Genomic DNA, 21048 nt, shown 5'->3' with positions numbered 1-21048 from the left:
TACCTAAAAGAAACCCAAAGCAGTACCGGCTGGCAGGTCCGTCGGTTAGTGTGGCGCTCGTGAAGGCTATTCGAAGGTTTACAGTCCGTACCGTCCTCCCCGAGCCCATCCGGCCGTTGGCGCGTTTGGCGACCAATTTGCGCTGGTCCTGGCACCGGCCCACCCGGGAACTTTTTGCGGGCTTGGACCCCGCACTCTGGGAGGCATCGCAGCATGATCCGATCGCCCTTTTGGGTTCCATCAGCCGCGAACGCCTTCAGGAGCTCGCCAACAACGGTGAACTGGTGAACCGGGTGCAAGAAGCGGCGGCAGACCTGGACCGTTACCTCAGTGAACCGCGCTGGTACCAGAGCCTCGGGGACGACGCGCCCGCGTGCATCGCCTACTTCTCGCCCGAGTTCGGCATTACGGAAGTCCTGCCGCAGTATTCCGGTGGCCTCGGGATCCTTGCCGGTGACCACCTCAAAGCGGCATCGGATCTGGGCGTGCCGCTGATCGGCGTCGGGCTCTTGTACCAGGCAGGCTACTTCAAGCAATCCTTGTCACGTGACGCCTGGCAGCAGGAAACCTATCCTGTGCTCGATCCCGACGGCCTGCCCCTGACGTTGCTTCGGCACCCGGGCAAGGACGGGGTCCCCGGCAAGCCGGTGCATATCTCCTTGCCGCTTCCCAACGGACGCGAGCTGCACGCGCATGTGTGGCGTGCCGACGTCGGCCGCGTTCCACTGCTGCTGCTGGACTCCAACGTTCCATCCAATGACGAAGCCGCCCGCGGCATCACTGACCGCCTGTATGGCGGAGGAGGCGACCACCGCCTGCAACAGGAACTTCTGCTCGGCATGGGCGGCGTCAAGGCCCTGCGCGTCTACCAGGAGCTCACCGGCAACCCCGCCCCGGAGGTATTCCACACCAATGAGGGCCACGCCGGTTTCCTGGGGATTGAGCGGATCCAGGAAGCCATGTCCGATCCCAACAACGCTTTGACGTGGGAAGAGGCCCTGGCAGCGGGACGGGCGTCCACGGTTTTCACCACCCACACCCCGGTCCCGGCCGGCATCGACCGGTTCGAGACCGTCCAGATACGGCACTTCTTCGAAGCGGGGCTCGCCCCGGCCGTGCCCACGGACGAGATCTTGGAACTCGGCAGCGAGAACTACGACGGCGGTAACCCGTCAGTCTTCAACATGGCTGTCATGGGCTTGCGCCTTGCCCAGCGGGCCAACGGCGTGGCCAAGTTGCACGGCGTCGTGTCGCGGGAGATGTTCTCCGGCCTGTGGCCAGGATTCGACCACTCCGAAATCCCGATTACCTCCGTTACCAATGGCGTTCACGCACCCACGTGGGTGGACCCGTTGGTTGCCTCCCTGGCCCGCCACCACTTCGGCGCTGAAGCCGAGGCGCAGGGCCGGTGGGACCTCGCCTACGACGTCAGCGACGAGGACGTGTGGGCGCTTCGCCGCAAGCTGCGCGCCCAGCTAGTTGAGGACGTTCGACGTCGACTCCGGGCCTCGTGGAAGAAGCGCGGCGCAGCCGATGCCGAACTTGGCTGGACTGACTCCGTGTTGGATCCAGATGTTTTGACGATTGGCTTCGCCCGGCGTGTGCCAACCTACAAACGCCTCACGCTCATGCTGCGGAACCCCGCGCGCCTCAAGGCACTCTTGCTGGACCCCCAACGCCCCATCCAGTTGGTCATCGCGGGCAAGTCGCACCCCGCCGATGACGCCGGCAAAAAGATGATCCAGGACTTGGTCCGCTTCACGGACGACCCCGAAGTCAGGCACCGCATCGTGTTCCTCCCGAACTACGACATCGCCATGGCACGGACGTTGTTCCCCGGTTGCGATGTGTGGCTCAACAACCCGCTCCGCCCCTTGGAAGCCTGCGGCACCTCCGGAATGAAGGCCGCGATCAACGGCTCGCTCAACCTTTCGGTCTTGGACGGCTGGTGGGACGAGATGTACGACGGCGAAAACGGCTGGGCGATTCCGACGGCGAACAACGGCGCTTCTTCGGACGAGCGCGATGACATCGAAGCTGCCGCGCTCTACGAATTGCTGGAGAACCAGGTAGCTCCGCGCTTCTACGGCACCACCGTTGCGCAGGGAGCCGGGGCCGCAGGGCCGTCCGAGTACAGCCAGGAAACGGTGCCAACCCATTGGGTGGCCATGATCAAGCACACGCTGGCCAATCTGGGCCCGGCTGTCTCGGCCGAACGCATGCTCCACGATTACGTGAACAACCTGTACTGCCCTGCAGCGTTGTCCGGACGGCGTGCCACGGCGGAATCGTTCAAGGAGGCCAAGGAGCTCGCGGCCTGGACCTCCAAGGTCCGCAGCGCTTGGCCCGAGGTTGTGGTGGAGCATGTGGACTCGGTGGGAGTGTCCGAGGAGCCCCAAGTGGGTGACGCCCTCCAGGTGAACGCCTACGTGGCCCTGGACAACTTGACCCCTGACGATGTGTGCGTCGAAGTGGCGTTCGGTCGCGCCGAGGAATCGGACGAACTCGACGATGTCCTGCTCGCCGAACTGGATTCCCAAGAGGACCTCGGGGGCGGACGCTACCTCTTCAGTGGCTCCTTGGTCATCAACCGCTCAGGTTCCTTTGGTTACACCGTGCGCGTGTTCCCGAAGCACTCCTCGCTGGCTTCCAAGGCTGAGCTGGGGTTGATCGCGAACGCCTAGGGCGTGTCTCCTCAATGCGGTGCCCGTAGTGCGGCTTAGTTCTGGAAGACTACGATCACTGCGAGGTCCCGGCCGGCGTAACGCTCCGCGTCTTGCAGGATCTCGCAGACGACGCCGAAGGAACGGTCCGTGCGGTAGGCGGCAGGCACCTGCCAGAGCATGGTGACCGGGCCGCCGTCGTCCTCTGAGAGGGCATCCGCGAAGTCATGCAGGGAGTCGTTGAGGGCATCGAGGTTCACGCCGTAGTATTCGGGGAAATCAAGGACTTGCCCGAAAACCTCAAGGACTCCCTGTTTGGTGGCCGCAGGTGGCACGAGGACGGTCCTGCGGCCCGCGTCCGCGACCTGTTCCTGCAGTTCCTCAAGGGTCCAGGTGTCTGCCGAATAAATCTTCATGGGCTCCTACTTGTCTTCGACAATGAACTTGAACGATTGATAATGGTCTGCCGTGTAGTACTTGGCTGAGTCCTTGCCCGCAATGATCCTGCGCGCGCCCCGGTCGGTCTCTCCCGGCGTGACTACCGTGTACTCCGCGTAGAATCCGCTGGGTTTCTTGGGCAGCACACCCTCGAAGTTGCCGAAATTAATCCCATCCCGGCTATACGGGAAAGGCCCTCCCTTGACGATCAGCGCCAACGTCTGACGGGCTTCCTTGGGCAATTGTGACGCGTTGATCGTCGGCAGGCTGGACGGGTTGGCAACGGAAGCTACCGCAACCGATGCTCCGGCCGGTGCTGGAGCCGGAGCAGTGGCGGGCGTGCTGGTAGGCGCCTTCAGCGAACCGCCGCCCACCATGGCGACCACCAGCACGACGACGGCGATCACCAGACCCGCGAAGGCCACCCATTTGCTGCGGCTGCGGTTCATTCGGGGGACTCCCTCTTTGCTTTGGTACCTGAGTGGGCTGGAGGCTATGTGCGGTAGATATTGATCGTGTTGGCTTGCAGGATATCCCGCTCCCCCGACGCCACCAGCGCACCCTTTCGGCGATCATGAAGCACCGACGTTGTAAAACGGAGTTCGAACATCCGCCTGCCCACCCCGGACTCGCTGAGGATTTCGGGCAGCACCATCTTGACGTCCTGGTTGCTGCCGTTCACCACCACCAGGCCGCGGATCTCACTGTCCTCGTGACCCATCAGCAACTGGACAGAACGCACACTTGGGTCGTCCCACCGTGCGGGCGTCATCGGCTTACCTTTGTCGTCAAACCACTGAAGGCTTGAATCGTTCGCGGCCGCCGGGAAGCTCTCGGGCTGGTGCCGCAGGAACCACCTGCGGAGCCGGATCAATTCGCGGGTGGTCCTGAACATGGCGTTGGCTTCCTGGGTTCGACTCCAGTCCAGCCATGATGTGGGATTGTCCTGGCAGTAGGCATTGTTGTTGCCGTGCTGCGTCCGGCCGATTTCATCGCCGGCCGTGATCATTGGGACGCCGAAGGAAAGCAGCAACGTAGCCATCAAGTTGCGGATTGACAGGGCGCGGGCGGCCACGATGGCCTCGTTCTCGCTCCTGCCTTCAAAGCCGTGGTTATAGCTGCGGTTGTCGCCATGGCCATCACGGTTCTGCTCGCCGTTGGCTTCATTGTGCTTACGGTCGTAGCTCACCAGGTCCTTGAGCGTGAAACCGTCGTGGGCTGTGATGAAGTTGAGCGAGGCCAAGCGCGTGCGGCCAGACGGGGCGAAGAGATTAGCTGAGCCGGCCATGAGTTCAGCCAACGAAGCTACCGACCCACCTTGACCGCCCGCTTCCATGGCCGCGCGATCAGAGAGCCAAAAGCGCCGGACGCCGTCGCGGAAATGGTCATTCCAATCCGACCAGCCCTGCGGAAAACGGCCCGTCTGCCACCCGCCGTAACCAACGTCCCACGGCTCCGAGATCAACTTGACCTCGGACAGCACCGGGTCCTCGGCGATGGCTTGGAGGAAGGGATGGTTGGGATCGAACTGGTTTCCGGCGTCCCGGCAGAGCGTCACGGCGAGATCGAAACGGAAACCATCCACGTGGTAGTCATTGACCCAGTGCCGCAACGAATCCAAGGCCAAGTCCACCACCACCGGATCGCTGAAGTCCAAGGTGTTGCCACAGCCGGTCGTATCCAAGTAACGACCATGGGCGTCATGGCGGTAGTAGCGCTTCTCCGCCAAGCCCCGGAAGCTGATGGGTGGCCCGTCCGGCCCTGCCTCGGCAGTGTGGTTGTAGACGACGTCGAGAATCACCTCAATGCCGGCGGCATGCAACAGCTTGATCATGCCCTTGAGTTCGTCCTGCACGGCGTGGGGTCCGGCATTACGGGCAGCTTCCGTGGCGTACGCGGCGTGGGGAGCAAAAAACGCCGCAGTATTATAGCCCCAGTAGTTGGTCAGGCCAAGGTCCTGGAGGTGTGACTCATCCAGATGGAAATGGATCGGCAGGAGCTGGACCGCGGTGATACCCAACTCAGTAAGGTGCTCGATCATCACCGGGTGCGCCATTCCGGCATATGTTCCCCTAAGGTGCTCAGGGATGTCCGGGTGCAGCATTGTTTGACCCCGGACGTGGGCCTCGTAGATCACTGACGTCCGCAGGGGAATACGGGGGGCGGTATCGTCCCCCCAATCGAAATCGCCCGCCATGTGGACGCTTGTCAGGAGTTCGCCGCGCTGATCCACACCTCGTCCATAGGGGTCGAGCAGCAGCGGATGTCCGGCGTCGTCCTCAAATTCCTCAGACTGGACAGGCAACGGCAGGCGATCATCCGCCGGCGCCGATCGGAACCCGTACCGCGTTCCCGGAGGCATCCCCGTGACGAGGCCAAAATGCACGCCGTCCTCGAGATTCGGAAGGGTACATGTACGCCACACTTCCCCGGGAGCTTGGTACACGACTTCCACGCGCTCCAGGTCCGGGGCGAAGACGGCGACGTTCACTTGATGGTTCGCGGCACTCCCCGCATCAAAGAGGCCGGCCTGGGGCGTGCTGACCCCGAGTGGCCGTGGCCGCGACGCATCGACGGCAGTTGCTGTGTCCAAAATAGGCATAACCATTACTCGCAAGTTTAGTTCCACGGCCAGTATGTGCCGCCTTACCCTCCTGTGTGACGCGTTTCGACGTCTTGAAACCTTATTGTTGCCATACTGGGAGGAGAAAACGGGAGGTTCGAATCGTGCGTGTGGCGCTCGCCCAAGTCATCAGCGGCCGGGATGTGGCCCAAAATCTGCAACTGCTCGAGGAATATGCCCGGCGTGCCAAGGACGGCGGAGCCGAACTGGTGGTCTTCCCCGAGGCGATGATGCGGGCCTTCGGGAACTCCTTGCTGGACATTGCAGAGCCCCTGGATGGCCCCTGGGCCAGCCGTGTGCGCTCGCTCGCCCGCGAGCTGCAGTTGGTGATTGTGGCAGGAATGTTCACCCCCGGCACACCCGCGAAATCCGGCCATCCCCGGGTCCGCAACACGCTGCTTGCCACGGGACCCGGCGTTGAAGCGGCGTACCACAAGGTGCACCTTTTTGATGCCTTCGGCTTTGCCGAATCGGACACCGTTGAAGCAGGCACCGATCCCGTAACGTTCGACGCCGGAGGCCTCACCTTCGGGTTGGCGACCTGTTACGACATACGTTTCCCGGCTTTGTTCACCGCTAACGCCCACCAAGGCGCAGTGGTGAACATCGTTTCCGCGTCCTGGGGATCCGGCCCCGGCAAGGCCGAGCAATGGCAGCTTCTGGCGCGCGCCCGGGCCGTGGACACCACCACGTTTGTTCTCGCTTGCGGACAAGGCGACCCCGCAACCCAGGGTGTCGAAGCCAGGGGCTCGGCACCTACGGGCGTTGGGTACTCCGCCGTCGTGTCCCCGTTCGGCCAGGTGCTCGAAGCCCTGGAAGCGGAGCCCGGCCTCATCTTCGCGGATCTCGATCCCGCCGAGGTGGAAGATGCCAGGCGAAAACTCCCGGTCCTGGCCAACCGCCGCGAGTTCTAACTCCCAGGCGAAAGCGCTCCCGCCCGTCGGGAGCGCCCACGCCGCCTCACTTAGGGACTACTTTGCGGAGCGCTGCCTTGAGACCTCGTACAGCGAGATCCCGACTGCCATGGAGGCATTGAGCGATTCCATGGCGGAGTCGATGGGGATCGAGACAATTTGATCGCAATTCTCGCGGACAAGCCGGCTGAGGCCCTTGCCCTCGGAGCCCACCACGATGCATACCGGTTCGGTCGCTACGGTGAGGTCAGGCAGCGATACGTCGCCGTCGCCGTCCAGTCCCAGCACGTAGATGCCCATGTTCTTGAACTGCTTGAGCGCGTTGTTGAGGTTCGACGCGCGGGCCACCGGTACGCGGACAGCGGCACCAGCGCTGGTCTTCCAAGCAGACGCCGTGACGCCCACGGAGCGACGCTCGGGGACGATAACGCCGTGACCGCTGAAGGCTGAGACGGAGCGGATGATCGCGCCAAGGTTGCGGGGGTCGGTGATGCCGTCCAACGCAACGAAGATGGGGGCGTTGGAGATGTGCCCCTTCTTCCACTTGGCGAGCGTTTCCTCGGCGAGGTCGTACGCGTCCTGGTATTCATACGGAGGGATCTGCAGGACCAGGCCTTGGTGGACGGCTTCCTCGGTCATACGGTCCAGCTCTGGCTTGCCGGTTTCAAGGAGCGGGATACCGCGTTCGGCCGCAAGCTTGAGGGACTCCTTGACGCGATCATCCATTTCGATCCGGATCGCTACGTGCAGGGCCTTTGCAGGAATGCCTGCACGCAGGGCTTCAACCACAGAGTTGCGGCCGGTGACCAGTTCTTCAGTAGCACGACCCTTGGGGCCGGAGCGCGCACCGGTGCCGGGACGTGCAGGGCCGCGCTTGGCAGCCGAGCGCTCCGCGAGCTGTTTGCTCTTGTACGCCTTGTGGTAGGTGCGGTCCTCCGCTTTGGGCGTGGGACCCTTGCCTTCCAGGGCCTTGCGGCCGTGGCCACCGGTTCCGGTGGAGGGGCCCTTCTTCTGCTTGACCGACCGGCGACCGTTATTGGCCATGAGTTTTCCATCCTTGATTTCGTGAGTAAGTCTGGAATCAAGTCTACTGACCCAATGCAATTCGGCCGTCGGAGCCGTTTTTCAGCCGCGCTTCAGGCTCCAGGTGGCGCCGTCCGCACCATCTTCGACTACCACCCCGGCTGCTCCGAGGGTATCGCGAATCGAATCCGATGCCGCCCAATCCTTGGCGGACCGTGCTGCTGCACGGGCCTGGAGTTGTGCTTCCACGAGAATCTTGAGGGCATTGTGTTCGCGGCCCTGGACAGCTTCGGGTTGTTTCACGGCGTCGAGCCCGAGCACTTCGGTCATGGACAGCACGCTGTACAGGGCCGCTTTGGCTGCTTCCCCGTCACCGGCGGCCAATGCGGTGTTGCCCGCGCGCACCGTTTCGTGGAGGACTCCGAGCGCTTGGGGCACGTTCAAGTCATCGTCCATGGCGGCAGTGAACGCCAGCGGTATGTTCGCTTGCGGAGCAACATCCACGGTTGTCTGGAGCGTGGCCGTTGCCTTGCTGATGAAACCGTCGATACGCTCGACGGCGGCCGCAGCCTCCTGGAGGGATGTGGGTCTGTAATCCAGAACGGACCGGTAGTGCGCCTGGCCGAGGTAGTACCTGACAACGCGGGGTGAGGCGAGCTCAAGCATTTCGGCCGGGCTCACTGTGTTGCCAATCGACTTGGACATTTTTTCGCCCTCGTAGGTGACCATGCCGTTGTGCATCCAGAAGTTGGCGAAGTCATCTCCGGCGGCCTGCGATTGTGCCATCTCGTTCTCGTGGTGCGGGAAGCGAAGGTCCAGTCCCCCACCGTGGATATCGAAGCGCTGGCCCAGATATTTGGTCACCATCGCCGAGCACTCGAGGTGCCATCCGGGACGGCCGGCGCCCCATGGTGAATCCCAGCTCGCCGAGCGCGGCTCCCCCTCTTTGTAGCCCTTCCACAAAGCGAAGTCACGGGGATCGCGTTTCCTGCTGATGAATTGAGCCTCGACGTCGGGCGCTCCCTGCATGTCGTCGATATTCTGCCGTGTCAGTGACCCGTACTTGCTCCACGAGCGGACATCGAAATAGACATCACCGGAACCATCGGATGCTGGGTAGGCGTGGCCGCGGTCAATAAGGCGCTGGATGAGGGCATGCATTTCCGGGATGTGGCCCGTGGCGCGGGGCTCGTACGTGGGGCGCTGCACGCCCAGGGAATCGTAGGCGTTCTCGAATTCCTGCTCGTAGCGGTAGGCCAGGGCCCACCACTCCTCCGCCTGGCGCGCCGTTGGTTCCTTTTCCCAGTCGGGTTCGAACGACTGCGCTGACTTGGCCAGGATCTTGTCGTCAATGTCGGTGACATTGCGCACAACGGTGACCCGGAGGCCTCGGAACTCAAGCCAACGGGTCAGCTGGTCGAACGCGATCGCGGACCGGACGTGGCCCACGTGTGGCATCCCCTGGACGGTGGCCCCGCAGTAATACACGCTCGCTTTGCCGTCTTCGAGGGGAACGAAGTCCCGGACTTCGGCGGAGGCAGTGTCATAAAAGCGCAAGGTCACCGCTCCAGATTAGCCGATGACGAGGCCCGCTCCGCCTACTTGCAGTATTGGCCTATCTTGTCGAATTGCACCTTCAGCTGTTGTTGCTGCTGTTGGGTGGTCGCTCCCAGCGAGGACGCCGCTGCCTGGTCCATGATCCCGGCCATAACCTTGATGGGCTCGCCTATTTCCGGCGCCAGTTTGCCTGCAATGTCATGGTAGTGGGCTGCGATCTGCGTGGACTGGTGCTGCTGGTTACCGTCCGGCTTGAAAGTGTCGTTATTCAGGAACTCGCAACTCGCTTTGACGTCCATGGTGGATGCTCCCGCGCAGCCACCGAGGAGGAGCGCCACAGCAGCTCCTGCTGACAGAATCGAAGTAAAGCGCACGACGCCGGTACGCGACTCAGGCATGCGGGTCACCTTCCGTTAAGGTCTGGTTGGTAGCGACGGTAACGGGATTCACAGGGTAAACGAGGGCCGTGGCCATGGCAGAAATCCCTTCGCCGCGTCCCGTAAATCCTAAACCGTCGCTGGTGGTTGCCGTGACGCTGACGGGCGCGTTCGCAGCTTCCGTCAGGACGCGCTGCGACTCTTCGCGGCGGGGCCCGAACTTCGGCCGATTGGCAACGAACTGCACTGCGACGTTCCCGATCTCGAAGCCTGCGGCGCGGACGATCCGTGCGGCTTCCCCAAGAAGGCTCACTCCGGAAGCGCCGGCAAACTCAGGGCGGTCGGTGCCAAAGTGGGTGCCAAGATCGCCTATTCCCGCCGCGGAAAAGAGTGCGTCGGCTGCCGCATGGGCTACGCAATCGCCGTCGGAATGGCCGGATAGGCCTTGCTCGCCCTCCCAAAAGAGTCCGCCCAACCACAGCGGCTGCGGGTCTTCCGCGGGCGCAAACGCATGGACATCGATGCCAATGCCCGTGCGGGGCAGCGGCAGGTTCGCTGGGGAGTTCATCAGCCCTCAACCCAACGGATGCCGAGCGGTCCTTCGAGCAGGCCCTCGGCGATGATGAGGTCCAATGGCGTTGTGATCTTCAGCGACTGGCTGGCACCCTGTACCGCGTGCACCGGGACGCCAAGGAGTTCCACGAGCATGGCGTCGTCGGTGACCGCTGCCGTTTGCGCCCCGCTAAAAGTCCGGGCGGCCTCGTGTGCACGGCGAAGTGTTGCCAACTCGAACCCTTGCGGCGTCTGCACTGCGCGAAGCTCCTCCCGCGGAGCTGTGCCGGTGACCACCTCGGGGGCTATGGAGGCATCCGGACCGCTGGTTCCCGTCACCGTCTTGATGGTGTCGACCACCGGAATGACAGGGATGACGGACAGCGCGCCGGAGGCCAAGGCATCGGCTACCCGCTGGAAAACGCGCTCGGGAGCCAGCGCACGCGCAGCGTCGTGAACGAGGACCAGTTCGGTTCCGTCCTCCAGGGCCGCAATAGCAGCGCGAACGGAGTCCGCCCGGGAGGCTCCGCCGTCGACCACCGTTATTTCGGGGCCACCATCCACAAGGTCGATGGTGAATTCGGCAATCAACTCGCGCAAGGCTGTGTCGCCTTGGGGCACTGCGACGCATACCTGCCGCGCGACGTCGGCAGCTACCACCCCCCGCAGTGCGTGCATCAGAATGGCCTCACCACCCAAAGGAACCTGTGCTTTGGGTATGCCGTAACCGAGGCGCTCGCCAGAACCGGCGGCAACAACGATCACGGCCGAGACGGCGCGCTTGGAAGGAATGCTCATGGCCACAAGCCTACTTTGTGGCAAAAAGAAACCCGGCGGCGCTTCCGCACCACCGGGACTCAATTCTTAGGAAGCCAAGACCTCGTCAAGAACGCTTGCAGCCTTCTCTTCGTCCGTCTTTTCAGCCAAGGCAAGCTCAGAAATCAGAATTTGCCGAGCCTTGGCCAGCATCCGCTTCTCGCCTGCGGAAAGGCCGCGATCGTGATCACGACGCCAAAGATCGCGAACGACCTCCGCCACCTTGATGACATCGCCCGAAGCGAGCTTCTCCAGATTTGCCTTGTAACGACGTGACCAGTTAGTGGGCTCTTCGGTGAACTCGGCACGAAGAACGTCAAAAACGTGCTCCAAGCCTTCTTTGCCCACTACGTCCCGAACCCCAACCAGGTCAACGTTCTCTGCTGGAACTTCAATGGTCAGATCACCCTGAGCCACCTTGAGCTTGAGATACATCTTCTCTTCGCCCTTGATGGTGCGCATCTTGATTTCCTCAATTTTTGCTGCACCGTGGTGAGGGTAAACTACTGTTTCGCCGACCTCAAAAACCATGTGGACTTTCCCCTTTCCCGCAGATTAGTCTATCACGTTTAAGGCATACGACTGGCACCCGGAACAGCGCTTCACCCGCGCCATTACTGGGAAGCAGGCCCACAAAGGGTTCCTCCAAGGTCTTGACGTAGCGGAAGAAAGATGCATCAGTCGGATACGCTCCCGACCGATTCATTCCCGCTATCGACCGTTTCTGGCCGGACGAGCGCGCCATAAAGGCCGCCCGAATCCTTCTTTTGAGGCGTTTGCCGATAGGCTATGGCTGAAAAGTGTTCCAATGACTCTTGAGGAGTAGGTGTCGTGCGCAATACTGCGATGAACCCTGTCCAGCGCGGCAAGCTGGCAATTGCGGCGGCTGCAATCGGCGTCGGTCTTCTGTCCGTTACCGGCTGTGGATTTACCAACGCCCAGCAGACTTCCCACCAGTACTCACCATCTGACGGGCTCAGGGCTGATCTCGGCCAGTTGCAACTGCGCAACATGTTGATTGTTGCCGCAGGCGAGCACCAGCCGGGCCGTGTGATCGGCGCCGTCTTCAACCAGTCCACCTCCGATGCCACCCTGACCATCAGCGGTGCCGACGGCGGCCAAGCTGAAATCCCGGTCAAAGCCAAGTCCGAGACCTACCTGAACGAAGACTCGACCGCCGTCATCTTGAGCAACGCGGGCTCAGCTCCCGGCGGCCTGGCCCAAGTGACGATCCGCAGCGGGTCGGACACGGCCAAGATGAACATCCCCGTGGTCAATGGCACGCTTCCTGAGTACAAGCAGTACTTGCCCACGAGTTCTGCCAGCCCCAGCAGCACATCGTCCTCTTCAAGCACGTCCTCTTCAAGCACGTCTTCATCGAGCACGTCTTCCTCGAGCACGTCCCCCTCGGCAGGCACGACGCCTTCCGCAACCGCGAAGCCGTAGCTCTCGGTCCTGGTCTGAGAGGACCTCGCCTGAGGGTCCTCGCCTGAGAGGTCAGGAAGCAAGGGATACAGCGCACAAAAGGGTCCCGCCGTTGTGAAGTTCACATCGGCGGGACCCTTTTTGCTGTCTATGGTTAGGGCTCGAACTTGTAGCCCAAGCCCCGCACCGTCACCAAGTACCGGGGAACGGAGGGGTCCGGCTCAATTTTGCTACGAAGCCTCTTCACGTGGACGTCCAGGGTCTTGGTGTCGCCAACATAGTCCGAACCCCATACCCGATCGATCAACTGACCACGGGTCAGCACGCGTCCGGAGTTGCGGAGAAGCATTTCGAGCAGTTCGAACTCCTTCAACGGCAAGGAAACCTGCTCGCCATTGACGCTGACCACGTGGCGTTCGATGTCCATCCGAACAGGACCCGCCTGGACCGTGGCGGTGATCAGTTCTTCCGGCTCGCCTTGGCGGCGGAGGACCGCACGGACGCGGGCCACCAGTTCCCGGGAGGAATAGGGCTTGGTGACGTAATCATCGGCGCCGAGCTCCAGCCCCACGACCTTGTCGATCTCCGAATCCTTTGCCGTGAGCATGATGACGGGAACACTGGATCGCTGGCGTAACTGGCGGCAAACTTCAGTTCCAGGGGTTCCGGGCAGCTGCAGGTCAAGCAGGACAAGATCTGCACCGTTGCGGTCAAACTCGACGATGGCATCGGTGCCGTTGTCCACCACTTCGACGTCGAACCCTTCTTTGCCCAAAAGGTAGGACAGGGGGTCGCTGAAGGACTCTTCGTCCTCCACAATCAAAATCCGGCTCAAGCGCTGGCTCCTTGCTCTTGGGCGCTACTGGCGCCCCCTTGTTGGCTTTGCTGCAGGTTTTGCTCCACCGGGCGGGTGGACCGACCCGGCTCCTGGGTGCGCGGACCGCCGTCGTGCTCCCTGTCCTGTGCCTCTGCACCGTCAGGCTCTTGGCCTTCCATCTCCGGGAGGCGAATAGTGAAAGTGGAGCCTTGGCCCGGCTGGGACCAGACGGTCACCTCGCCGCCATGGTTGGATACGACGTGTTTGACGATGCTCAGCCCCAGGCCCGTGCCGCCTGTATGCCTGGAACGTGCCGAATCCACGCGGTAGAAACGTTCGAACACACGTTCTTGGTCCTCGGGCGTCAGGCCCTCGCCTTGGTCCGTGACCGAGATGGCGACGACGCCCTCCCGGGTCCTGACCCCCACACCGACACGCGTGTTCTCGGGAGAGTATCGGATGGCGTTGTCGATCAAGTTGCGGAGGGCAGTAACCAGGAGGTCGCGGTCCCCGAAGACCAAGGAGTCCACGCGACCGCCCACCACGATCTGTATGTCTTTGCTTTCGGCCGGCAGTTGGGACCTGTCGACAGCCTCGTTGATCACCATGTTGATATCAACGGCATTTCCCTGCTGCGCAACGTTGGTTCCCTGCAGGCGGGAGAGCTCGATGATGTCCTGGACCAACGCTGCCAGGCGTCCGGATTCCTTGTGCATGCGTTTGGCAAAACGCCTCACGGCTTCCTCGTCATCCGGAGACGCTTCAAGGGCCTCGGCAAGGAGGGAGATGGCGCCGACGGGGGTTTTGAGCTCGTGGGACACGTTGGCAACGAAGTCGTTACGGATCTCCTCGGTGCGGGTGATCTCGGTGCGGTCGTCCGCCAGTAAAACGATGTACTCCCAGCCGAGCATGGCCGCCCGGACCTGGACCACGATGGTCCCCTTGCCGAGCGGACCGCGCGGGAGCTCGTACTGTTCCTCCAGGATCACGCCATCGCGGCGGACCTTCGCTGTCATGTCCAAGAGTTGCTTGTGGACCACGGTATGCCCGCGAACCAAACCGTAGGCGTAGGCCGCGGGACTGGCCCGGACGACGCCGTCGACCGCATCCACCACCACAAAAGCGCGCCCGACGACGGCGAGCACTTCCGCTGCACCTTCAGGCAGCAGTGGCTCGGTCACGTCAAGGTCCACGATGCTGCGCTGGCGTTCACTGATCCTGAAAGCGAGCACGCCAAAGACGCCCAAAGACAAGCCCACCAGGCCTGCGACGACACCTATAAGCAACGGATCCACGTGTCCAGCTTATGCTGTGTACAGAGGCCGAAGTCATTGATCCGAGCCAAAAACGGTGGGTTCAGCTAACGTTCACCTAAAGGTGTCGAACAGTTCACTGGGCCCTGACACAGTTACTCGTTGGACTACCCATGGTTTTGAAATGCGGCCCGGGACGGGACCGGATTTCCAAGGAAAGGACGCCTTAGTGCGCAAGGTTTTTCAGGAGGAGCTCACCCAGGTAGGTGACGACCTCATCGAGATCTCCAAGTTGGTTCATGAAGCCATCACGAAAGCCACGACGTCCTTCGAAGGCGCCGATGTGGACTTGGCCCAAGATGTCATCGCCGCAGACGCGCGTATCGACTTCCTCCAGAACAGCCTGGATGAGCGGGCAATCGACATCCTGGCCCTGCAGGGCCCGGTGGCAAGCGACCTCCGCATGATCGTTGGTTCGTTGCGTATGAGCGCATCACTTGAGCGCATGGGTGACCTGGCACGCCACGTGGCTCAGCTGGCCCGCCTCCGTTATCCGGCAACCGTTATCCCCGCCTCGCTGACCCAGACTTTCAAGGCGATGGCGCAGCACGACATCGACATCACGGCCAAGGTCACTGAGCTTCTGGAAACGCGTGACCTTGAAGTTGCCCGTGATGTCCTGAAGATCAACATCGCCGTGGATGACCTCCACCTCAGCGTCTTCAAGGCCATCGCCTCCCCGGACTGGAGCGAATCCCCTTCCACCACGGTGGATGTGGCCCTGGCCAGCCGCTACTTCGAGCGCTTCGCAGACCACGGCGTTTCCGTTGCCCGCAAGGTCACGTACCTGGTCACCGGAGAATGGCAGCCTGAGGGCTTCTAGCCTTCCGTATTACAGGCTTATGCAGCCTTATACGGGCTTAACGACGACGACGGCGGCCGGTCACCTTGGTGACCGGCCGCCGTCGTTTGGCTTACTTTTTGCCCTTATTTTTTGCCTTGGTTGGCCACGGCGAGGATGGCCTGCTCTGCTGCTTCGGGGTCCAAGTAGGTTCCACCTGGGTTGACCGGCTTGAAGTCCCCGTCCAGTTCGTACACCAGCGGGATGCCCGTGGGAATGTTCAGGGAGGCAATGGCTTCGTCGCTGATCCCGTCCAGGTGCTTTACCAGCGCGCGCAACGAGTTACCGTGGGCAGTGACCAAGACGGTCTTGCCGGCCTTGAGATCTTCCTTGATGTCCGATTCCCAGTACGGGAGCAACCGGATCAGGACGTCCTTGAGGCACTCGGTGCGCGGCAGGGCGTCGCCGAGGTCTGCGTAGCGGGGGTCATGTGCCTGGGAGAATTCGCTGTCATCAGACAGGGGCGGCGGCGGGGTGTCGTAGCTGCGGCGCCATTCCATGAACTGCTCTTCACCGAACTCGGCGAGGGTCTGGGCCTTGTCCTTGCCCTGCAGGGCGCCGTAGTGGCGTTCGTTAAGGCGCCAATCCCGCTTGACCGGGATCCAGCCGCGGTTGGCCTTATCAAGTGCCATGTTGGCGGTGTTGATGGCACGCTTCAGGAGCGAAGTGTAGAGGACGTCCGGGAGGATGTTGTTCTCAACCAGGAGCTCTCCCCCGCGCACTGCTTCTTCGCGGCCTTGGTCATTCAGGTCAACGTCCACCCAACCGGTGAACAGGTTCTTGGCGTTCCAGTCGCTGTGGCCGTGGCGCAGCAGAATCAGCTTGTAAGTCATGCTTTTCATCCTATCCGAGCGTCGCTATGCGCCGCCGGGCGTTACGTCGGGCAACGGAATCCTGCACCCGGCGATAATGTTGTGGTTGTGGTGCAAAAAGCGGAACGGGTGGGCTCTCCCCGAAGTCGGGGCGGCAAACCGGTTGGAAACATCACCCGCGGAACCACCAACCCCAACCGCATGCGCAGGCTGGACCGCTGGCTCGCCGGTCCGCAGGCGTGGCGGCTGCGCGCCGCCGTCGACCCTCTTGTCGTGGATCTTGGCTACGGCGCCTCGCCGACCACCGCCGTCGAACTCTTTGAACGTTTGCATGCCGTCCGGCCGGATGTCCGGGTGTGTGGGATCGAGATCGAGCCGGACCGGGTCCGCAGTGCACGAGCCCTTGAACGGCCCGGACTCAGTTTCCATCTAGGCGGGTTTGAGCTTCCGGTGGCAGGTAATCCGGTGCTGGTGCGCGCATTCAACGTGCTGCGGCAGTACGAGGAAGCGGACGTCCAAGGGATCTGGAGTTTGGTGCAGTCCCGGTTGGCACCGGGAGGGCTGTTCATCGACGGCACCTGCGACGAGATCGGACGACGCGTCACGTGGGTTGCGCTGGATTCGGAGCGCCCATTGAGCCTTAGCTTCTCGGTGCGGTTCGGCAGCTTCGAACTGCCCTCGGAGGTTGCCGAACGGCTGCCCAAGGCCCTCATCCATCGCAACGTACCCGGGGAACCGATCCATGCGTTCCTGCAGGCCATGGACAAAGCGTGGCTGGACGCGGCCCCCTTGGCATCATTCGGGAACCGACAGCGGTGGACTGGAATGTGCCGTTCGCTGCACGACGCCGGATGGCCCCTTCAGGATGGCCCCGCCCGGTGGCGCCTCGGTGAACTGACGGTGGCGTGGGAAGCGGTAGCGCCCCGGTAAAGGTGGCGAACGGAGCTCCTCCGCAATAGGCCGAACGAGCCCCTCACTACGCCGTATGGTGGAACGAAAGACGCCATATCGGGCAAGCGAGGAAGCGGTGAAGCAGTGCCACATCTGACCATCGACGAATTACTGGCAGAGAGCCGCATAGGGCTCGACCGCGTTCACCCGTCCGACCTTGAACGGGAGATGGCAGCGGGCGCACTTGTCGTTGATACACGCCCGGTAGACCAGCGGAATCGGGACGGCGAGCTTCCGGGGGCGGTGGTCATTGACCGGAACGTTCTCGAGTGGCGACTCGATCCCTCCAGCTCCCACCGGCTGCCGATTGCGGACGACCCCGCTCGGCGCATCGTGATCGTCTGCAATGAGGGGTACAGCTCAAGCCTGGCCGCGCACACCTTGCAACGGCTGGGGCTGACACGTGCCACCGACCTTATCGGAGGATTCCAGGCCTGGGCAGCCCTGCGGAAGCAGTCCGACTAAACGCTGTTTACCAAGGGCCGAGCGCTGTTTACCACGGGCCGTACGGACCGACATTGCGGTTGCCGCCGCTGCCCGCTTCCCGCAGTGCCGGGCGGACATCGGCGAGGTAGACGCTGGCCGCGGTAACGGCCGCAATACCGAACAGCCCCAGGCCGTTGCCCCCGGTCAGGACCGTCAAAGCCCCGACCGCCATCGAAAAGCCGGTAAGGGCCAACCAGAAAGTCTTGGTGCGCTTGGACGCCGCCACGTAAAGCGTGGGGCGGTGGCGCAAGCAATCCACGAACGCCCACAGTTCCAAGGCAAGGGCGACCAGGCCAAGGATGAAGTAGATCCCGTTGGTGACATAGGCGATCAAGAGTTTTCCGTCCACGCCCCAAGCCTAGCTGTCCAGCGACTTCAGCGCCTGCTCGAGGTCAGACCAGAGGTCCTCCACGTTCTCGATCCCCACGCTGAGCCTGACCAGGTTTTCAGGAACGCTGTGCGGCTCTGCCGCGTGCCGGCGTCGTCGTTCAATGAGTGACTCAACGCCTCCCAAGGAAGTTGCCGGCAACCACAGCTGCAGGGCGCGCACCACGTCGTCGGCAGCATCGGCGCCGCTGCGGTGTTGGTCGCCAGCGATCTGGATGCAGAGGATGGAGCCGAATCCCTTCATCTGCTGCTTCGCCCGCTCATGTCCCGGATCTGTTGCCAGGCCCGGGTAGCGAATGGCCTCGACGCGGGGGTGGGTGCTGAGCCGTTCAGCAAGCGTTGCCGCGGAAGCCTGCGAGCGCTCAATCCGGAGCGCAAGCGTACGCAGGCCGCGGAGGGCCAGCCACGCCTCGAACGGCCCGGCGATACCACCGTGGATGATGCGGTGGTGCAGCAGTGTGGCCCTCAGCTCCGGGTTGGATGTCACCAAAGCGCCAAGTACGACGTCGGAATGCCCGGCCAGGTACTTGGTCACCGAGTGAAGTACGACGTCGGAACCTAGTTTGAGGGGTTGTTGAACCAAAGGGGTGGAGAAGGTGTTGTCCGTGACCACGATGGCGCCAACTGAGTGCGCGGCATCTGTCAGCGCGCGGACGTCGGCGATGCCGAGCATCGGGTTTGTGGGGCTCTCCAGCCACAGCAAGTCCGCTTTCTTGCCATTGTCCGGTGCAAGCAGCGCCTTCACGGCGTCCGTGTCCGCGATATCTACGGTGCGCAGCTCCAGGAAGCCTTTCTCGGCGAGCTCCGTGGCCATGACCAAAGAACCTGCGTAACTGTGGGAGGGCATGACCACCACGCCTCCGGCAGGGACCAGCGAGAGTGCCGAACTGACAGCCGCCAAGCCGGACGCGTAAAGCAGGCCGGGAAGAGCCGCGCCCTCCAGGGTTGCGAGGGCTTCTTCGAAGGGGTCCCATGTGGGGTTGGCATAACGTCCGTAACCGCGATCACCGTCACCCAGCTGCCCAGTGCCGAAGTATGTGGAGGACAGGACGATCGGCGGGTTCACCGGTTCATCGTGGGAACGTTCCGGCCGCCCAGCCGCAACCACAACGGTTTCCGGGGACAGTTCGGGGGCTTGCTGCTCGGAGAGGCTCATGTTGCCAGCGTAACCGCGGGCGCGCCTGTGGACGAAAGCCATGACAGACCGTCCAACTCGGTAGTCTAGACGAGTGAGTATTCAGAGCGCAGGTCTTTTCATCGCCTTCGAAGGCGGGGACGGTGCGGGCAAGTCAACCCAGGCCGCCCGGCTCTCTGAAACCCTCGAATCGCGCGGACTCAATGTGCTGCGGACGCGGGAGCCCGGCGGAACGCCCATCGGGGAGAAACTGCGGTCCCTCGTGCTGGATCACGGGCATGGAACCATAGATGCCCGCACCGAGGCCCTCATGTTCGCGGCCGCCCGGGCTGCCCACACGCACCAAGTAATCCGGCCGGCCCTTAAGAACGGCACTGTGGTGATCACCGACCGCTACATAGATTCGTCGGTCGCCTATCAGGGCATTGGCCGCGGGTTGGGTGCCGAGGGCGTCTCCACGCTCAACCATTGGGCCACCGAGGGCCTTCACCCGGACCTGACGGTGCTTCTCGACGTCGACCCTGCCCACGGGCGCCAACGCCGCACCGCCGGCGAGGCCTCCGAAGACCGGTTGGAATCCGAACCTGATGCTTTCCATTCGGCCATACGGCATGCGTTCTTGGACCTGGCTGAGGCAAACCCTTCCCGCTACTTGGTGCTTGCAGCAGATGATGACATGGGGACGCTCGCGGCGCAGATCCTTGCACGGGTGGACTCGCTGTTGTCCGAGCTGGCGCCGCGTGAACACGTTCCGGGCGGGTGCCCATGAGTGTCTGGGACGATCTCCAGGGTCAAGCACCTGTGGTGGAACAACTCCGCAAGGCAGCCCAAAGCGAGTCCGGCCTCACGCACGCGTGGCTTTTCACTGGACCGCCGGGCTCCGGGCGTTCTAATGCCGCCAAGGCCTTTGCCGCGGCGCTGAATTGCGAGAAGGATGATGTCACGCAGCGCGGTTGCGGCGAATGTACGGCGTGCCACACGATCCTGGGCGAGACCCATCCTGACGTGACGTTCGTGCGCACCGAGAAAGTCACCATCACCATCGACGAAGCCCGGTCGCTCGTTTCCAAGGCCGGCGACCGCCCTGCCACCGGCAGGTGGCGGATTGTGGTGGTTGAAGACGCGGACCGCATGGCCGAGCGCACCACCAACGTCCTGCTCAAAGCGATCGAGGAACCCACACCACGCACCATCTGGATGCTGTGCGCGCCCTCGCCGGCGGACGTCCTGGTCACGATCCGTTCCCGGTGCCGTCCGGTGAGCCTGCGCCTCCCGCCAGCCTCCGACGTCGCCGATCTTCTGGTGAGGCGCGACGGCGTCGATCCTGGACTGGCGCAGAAAGCGGCGCGGGCAGCCCAAAGCCATATCGGCATCGCGCGGCGGCTCGCCCGGGACGCCGAGGCCAGGGAGCGCCGCACGGAAACGGTCCGAATACCGCTGGGCCTCAGGGGGGTTACCGCAGCTGTGATGATGGCCGAGAAACTCGTCAAGATCGCCACGGACGAAGCCAACAGCTCCAACGATGAACGCGATGCTGCCGAGAAGATTGCCCTCTTGGCCAACTTGGGGGCACCCGAATCAGGCACATTGCCGCCCTCCATGCGCAGCCAAGTCAAGCAGCTCGAGGACGACCAGAAGCGGCGCGCCAAACGGTCCATCACTGACTCCCTGGATCGGACCCTCACTGATCTGCTGTCGTTTTATCGGGATGTGTTGATCATCCAGTTGGGGAACGCCGTGGACCTGGTCAACGCTGACCTTGGCGCCGAGCTGGCCGATTACGCTGGCCGTTCAACGCCAGAAACCACCCTCGCCAGGATGGACGCGATCAACAAAGCCCGGGTCCGCATTACCACCACCAATGTGGCCCCGCTGTTGGCAGTCGAGTCCATGGCCACAAGCCTGATCCAGCAATAGG

22 protein-coding genes are annotated in these 21048 nt (G+C 62.7%); 8 read left to right on the top strand and 14 right to left on the bottom strand.

The window, feature by feature from the left end; genetic code table 11:
* Positions 1 to 59 precede the first annotated feature (59 nt).
* A complete protein-coding gene (glgP, locus tag QRN04_RS17355) occupies positions 60 to 2684 on the top strand; it encodes an alpha-glucan family phosphorylase (RefSeq protein WP_284977276.1) in 2625 nt (874 codons plus the stop codon).
* Between the two features lie 35 nt (positions 2685 to 2719).
* Here the strand turns inward: glgP and QRN04_RS17350 are convergent, their stop codons facing one another.
* From QRN04_RS17350 to glgX, 3 genes are read right to left on the bottom strand one after another with little or no spacing between them, the layout of a single operon-like run.
* The gene (locus QRN04_RS17350; RefSeq protein WP_284977275.1) at positions 2720 to 3079 is read right to left on the bottom strand and encodes a barstar family protein; all 360 of its coding nucleotides are present in this window, start codon (positions 3077 to 3079) and stop codon (positions 2720 to 2722) included.
* A 6-nt stretch (positions 3080 to 3085) separates the two neighbouring features.
* Positions 3086 to 3550, bottom strand: a complete 465-nt coding sequence (locus QRN04_RS17345) for a guanyl-specific ribonuclease (RefSeq protein ID WP_284977274.1) — start codon at positions 3548 to 3550, stop codon at positions 3086 to 3088.
* A 44-nt stretch (positions 3551 to 3594) separates the two neighbouring features.
* Entirely contained in the window at positions 3595 to 5709 is a 2115-nt protein-coding gene (gene glgX, locus QRN04_RS17340; protein ID WP_284977273.1) for a glycogen debranching protein GlgX, read from the bottom strand.
* A gap of 119 nt (positions 5710 to 5828) precedes the next feature.
* Between glgX and QRN04_RS17335 the strand changes: the two genes are divergently transcribed.
* Complete coding sequence (locus QRN04_RS17335) at positions 5829 to 6638, top strand: carbon-nitrogen hydrolase family protein (protein ID WP_284977272.1); 810 nt, start codon at positions 5829 to 5831, stop codon at positions 6636 to 6638.
* 57 nt (positions 6639 to 6695) lie between these two features.
* On the opposite strand, the gene rlmB is transcribed toward QRN04_RS17335, so the two are convergent.
* The 6 genes from rlmB to QRN04_RS17305 form a co-directional block, all read right to left on the bottom strand.
* Positions 6696 to 7682, bottom strand: a complete 987-nt coding sequence (rlmB, locus tag QRN04_RS17330; RefSeq protein ID WP_284977271.1) for a 23S rRNA (guanosine(2251)-2'-O)-methyltransferase RlmB — start codon at positions 7680 to 7682, stop codon at positions 6696 to 6698.
* Positions 7683 to 7763: 81 nt separating this feature from the next.
* On the bottom strand, positions 7764 to 9224 hold the full coding sequence (gene cysS / locus QRN04_RS17325; protein WP_284977270.1) for a cysteine--tRNA ligase: 1461 nt from the start codon (positions 9222 to 9224) through the stop codon (positions 7764 to 7766).
* A gap of 35 nt (positions 9225 to 9259) precedes the next feature.
* Positions 9260 to 9616 (bottom strand): hypothetical protein, encoded by a 357-nt coding sequence (locus QRN04_RS17320; RefSeq protein WP_284977269.1) that lies wholly within the window; start codon positions 9614 to 9616, stop codon positions 9260 to 9262.
* Positions 9609 to 10163, bottom strand: a complete 555-nt coding sequence (ispF, locus tag QRN04_RS17315; protein ID WP_284977268.1) for a 2-C-methyl-D-erythritol 2,4-cyclodiphosphate synthase — start codon at positions 10161 to 10163, stop codon at positions 9609 to 9611. Before ispF ends, QRN04_RS17320 begins: the two co-directional genes overlap by 8 nt.
* Positions 10163 to 10945, bottom strand: coding sequence for a 2-C-methyl-D-erythritol 4-phosphate cytidylyltransferase (gene ispD / locus QRN04_RS17310; protein ID WP_284977267.1), 783 nt, complete (start codon positions 10943 to 10945; stop codon positions 10163 to 10165). Before ispD ends, ispF begins: the two co-directional genes overlap by 1 nt.
* A 66-nt stretch (positions 10946 to 11011) precedes the next feature.
* Positions 11012 to 11494, bottom strand: coding sequence for a CarD family transcriptional regulator (locus QRN04_RS17305; RefSeq protein ID WP_011690592.1), 483 nt, complete (start codon positions 11492 to 11494; stop codon positions 11012 to 11014).
* Positions 11495 to 11809: 315 nt separating this feature from the next.
* On the opposite strand from QRN04_RS17305, the gene QRN04_RS17300 reads away from it, so the two are divergent.
* Entirely contained in the window at positions 11810 to 12409 is a 600-nt protein-coding gene (locus tag QRN04_RS17300) for a hypothetical protein (RefSeq protein WP_284977281.1), read from the top strand.
* A 133-nt stretch (positions 12410 to 12542) separates the two neighbouring features.
* Here QRN04_RS17300 and QRN04_RS17295 read toward each other — a convergent pair whose 3' ends face one another.
* Both QRN04_RS17295 and QRN04_RS17290 read right to left on the bottom strand, forming a co-directional pair.
* Positions 12543 to 13223 (bottom strand): winged helix-turn-helix domain-containing protein, encoded by a 681-nt coding sequence (locus tag QRN04_RS17295; RefSeq protein ID WP_284977266.1) that lies wholly within the window; start codon positions 13221 to 13223, stop codon positions 12543 to 12545.
* Entirely contained in the window at positions 13220 to 14491 is a 1272-nt protein-coding gene (locus QRN04_RS17290) for a sensor histidine kinase (protein ID WP_284977280.1), read from the bottom strand. Before QRN04_RS17290 ends, QRN04_RS17295 begins: the two co-directional genes overlap by 4 nt.
* Before the next feature lie 196 nt (positions 14492 to 14687).
* Between QRN04_RS17290 and phoU the strand changes: the two genes are divergently transcribed.
* Positions 14688 to 15341, top strand: a complete 654-nt coding sequence (gene phoU / locus QRN04_RS17285) for a phosphate signaling complex protein PhoU (RefSeq protein WP_284977265.1) — start codon at positions 14688 to 14690, stop codon at positions 15339 to 15341.
* Positions 15342 to 15445: 104 nt separating this feature from the next.
* On the opposite strand, the gene QRN04_RS17280 is transcribed toward phoU, so the two are convergent.
* Positions 15446 to 16192, bottom strand: a complete 747-nt coding sequence (locus QRN04_RS17280; RefSeq protein WP_284977264.1) for a phosphoglyceromutase — start codon at positions 16190 to 16192, stop codon at positions 15446 to 15448.
* Between the two features lie 87 nt (positions 16193 to 16279).
* Between QRN04_RS17280 and QRN04_RS17275 the strand changes: the two genes are divergently transcribed.
* Both QRN04_RS17275 and QRN04_RS17270 read left to right on the top strand, forming a co-directional pair.
* The gene (locus tag QRN04_RS17275; RefSeq protein ID WP_284977263.1) at positions 16280 to 17101 is read left to right on the top strand and encodes a class I SAM-dependent methyltransferase; all 822 of its coding nucleotides are present in this window, start codon (positions 16280 to 16282) and stop codon (positions 17099 to 17101) included.
* Positions 17102 to 17206: 105 nt separating this feature from the next.
* A complete protein-coding gene (locus QRN04_RS17270) occupies positions 17207 to 17587 on the top strand; it encodes a rhodanese-like domain-containing protein (protein ID WP_284977262.1) in 381 nt (126 codons plus the stop codon).
* 28 nt (positions 17588 to 17615) lie between these two features.
* Here the strand turns inward: QRN04_RS17270 and QRN04_RS17265 are convergent, their stop codons facing one another.
* Both QRN04_RS17265 and QRN04_RS17260 read right to left on the bottom strand, forming a co-directional pair.
* The gene (locus QRN04_RS17265; protein WP_284977261.1) at positions 17616 to 17957 is read right to left on the bottom strand and encodes a DUF2516 family protein; all 342 of its coding nucleotides are present in this window, start codon (positions 17955 to 17957) and stop codon (positions 17616 to 17618) included.
* Positions 17958 to 17966: 9 nt separating this feature from the next.
* Positions 17967 to 19151 carry a trans-sulfuration enzyme family protein gene (locus QRN04_RS17260; protein WP_284977260.1) on the bottom strand — a complete coding sequence of 395 codons (1185 nt, stop codon included), beginning with the start codon at positions 19149 to 19151 and terminating at the stop codon, positions 17967 to 17969.
* A 73-nt stretch (positions 19152 to 19224) separates the two neighbouring features.
* Here QRN04_RS17260 and tmk point away from each other — a divergent pair, with 73 nt between their 5' ends.
* Entirely contained in the window at positions 19225 to 19899 is a 675-nt protein-coding gene (tmk, locus tag QRN04_RS17255) for a dTMP kinase (protein WP_284977259.1), read from the top strand.
* On the top strand, positions 19896 to 21047 hold the full coding sequence (locus QRN04_RS17250) for a DNA polymerase III subunit delta' (RefSeq protein ID WP_284977258.1): 1152 nt from the start codon (positions 19896 to 19898) through the stop codon (positions 21045 to 21047). Before tmk ends, QRN04_RS17250 begins: the two co-directional genes overlap by 4 nt.
* The last annotated feature ends 1 nt before the right edge of the window (position 21048 follow it).

The organism is Arthrobacter sp. efr-133-TYG-104, assembly GCF_030208915.1.
In the GTDB taxonomy this organism is placed as follows: Bacteria; Actinomycetota; Actinomycetes; order Actinomycetales; family Micrococcaceae; genus Arthrobacter.
Note: the sequence above shows the minus strand (reverse complement) of the source record. Positions and strands in the feature narration are given on the sequence as shown.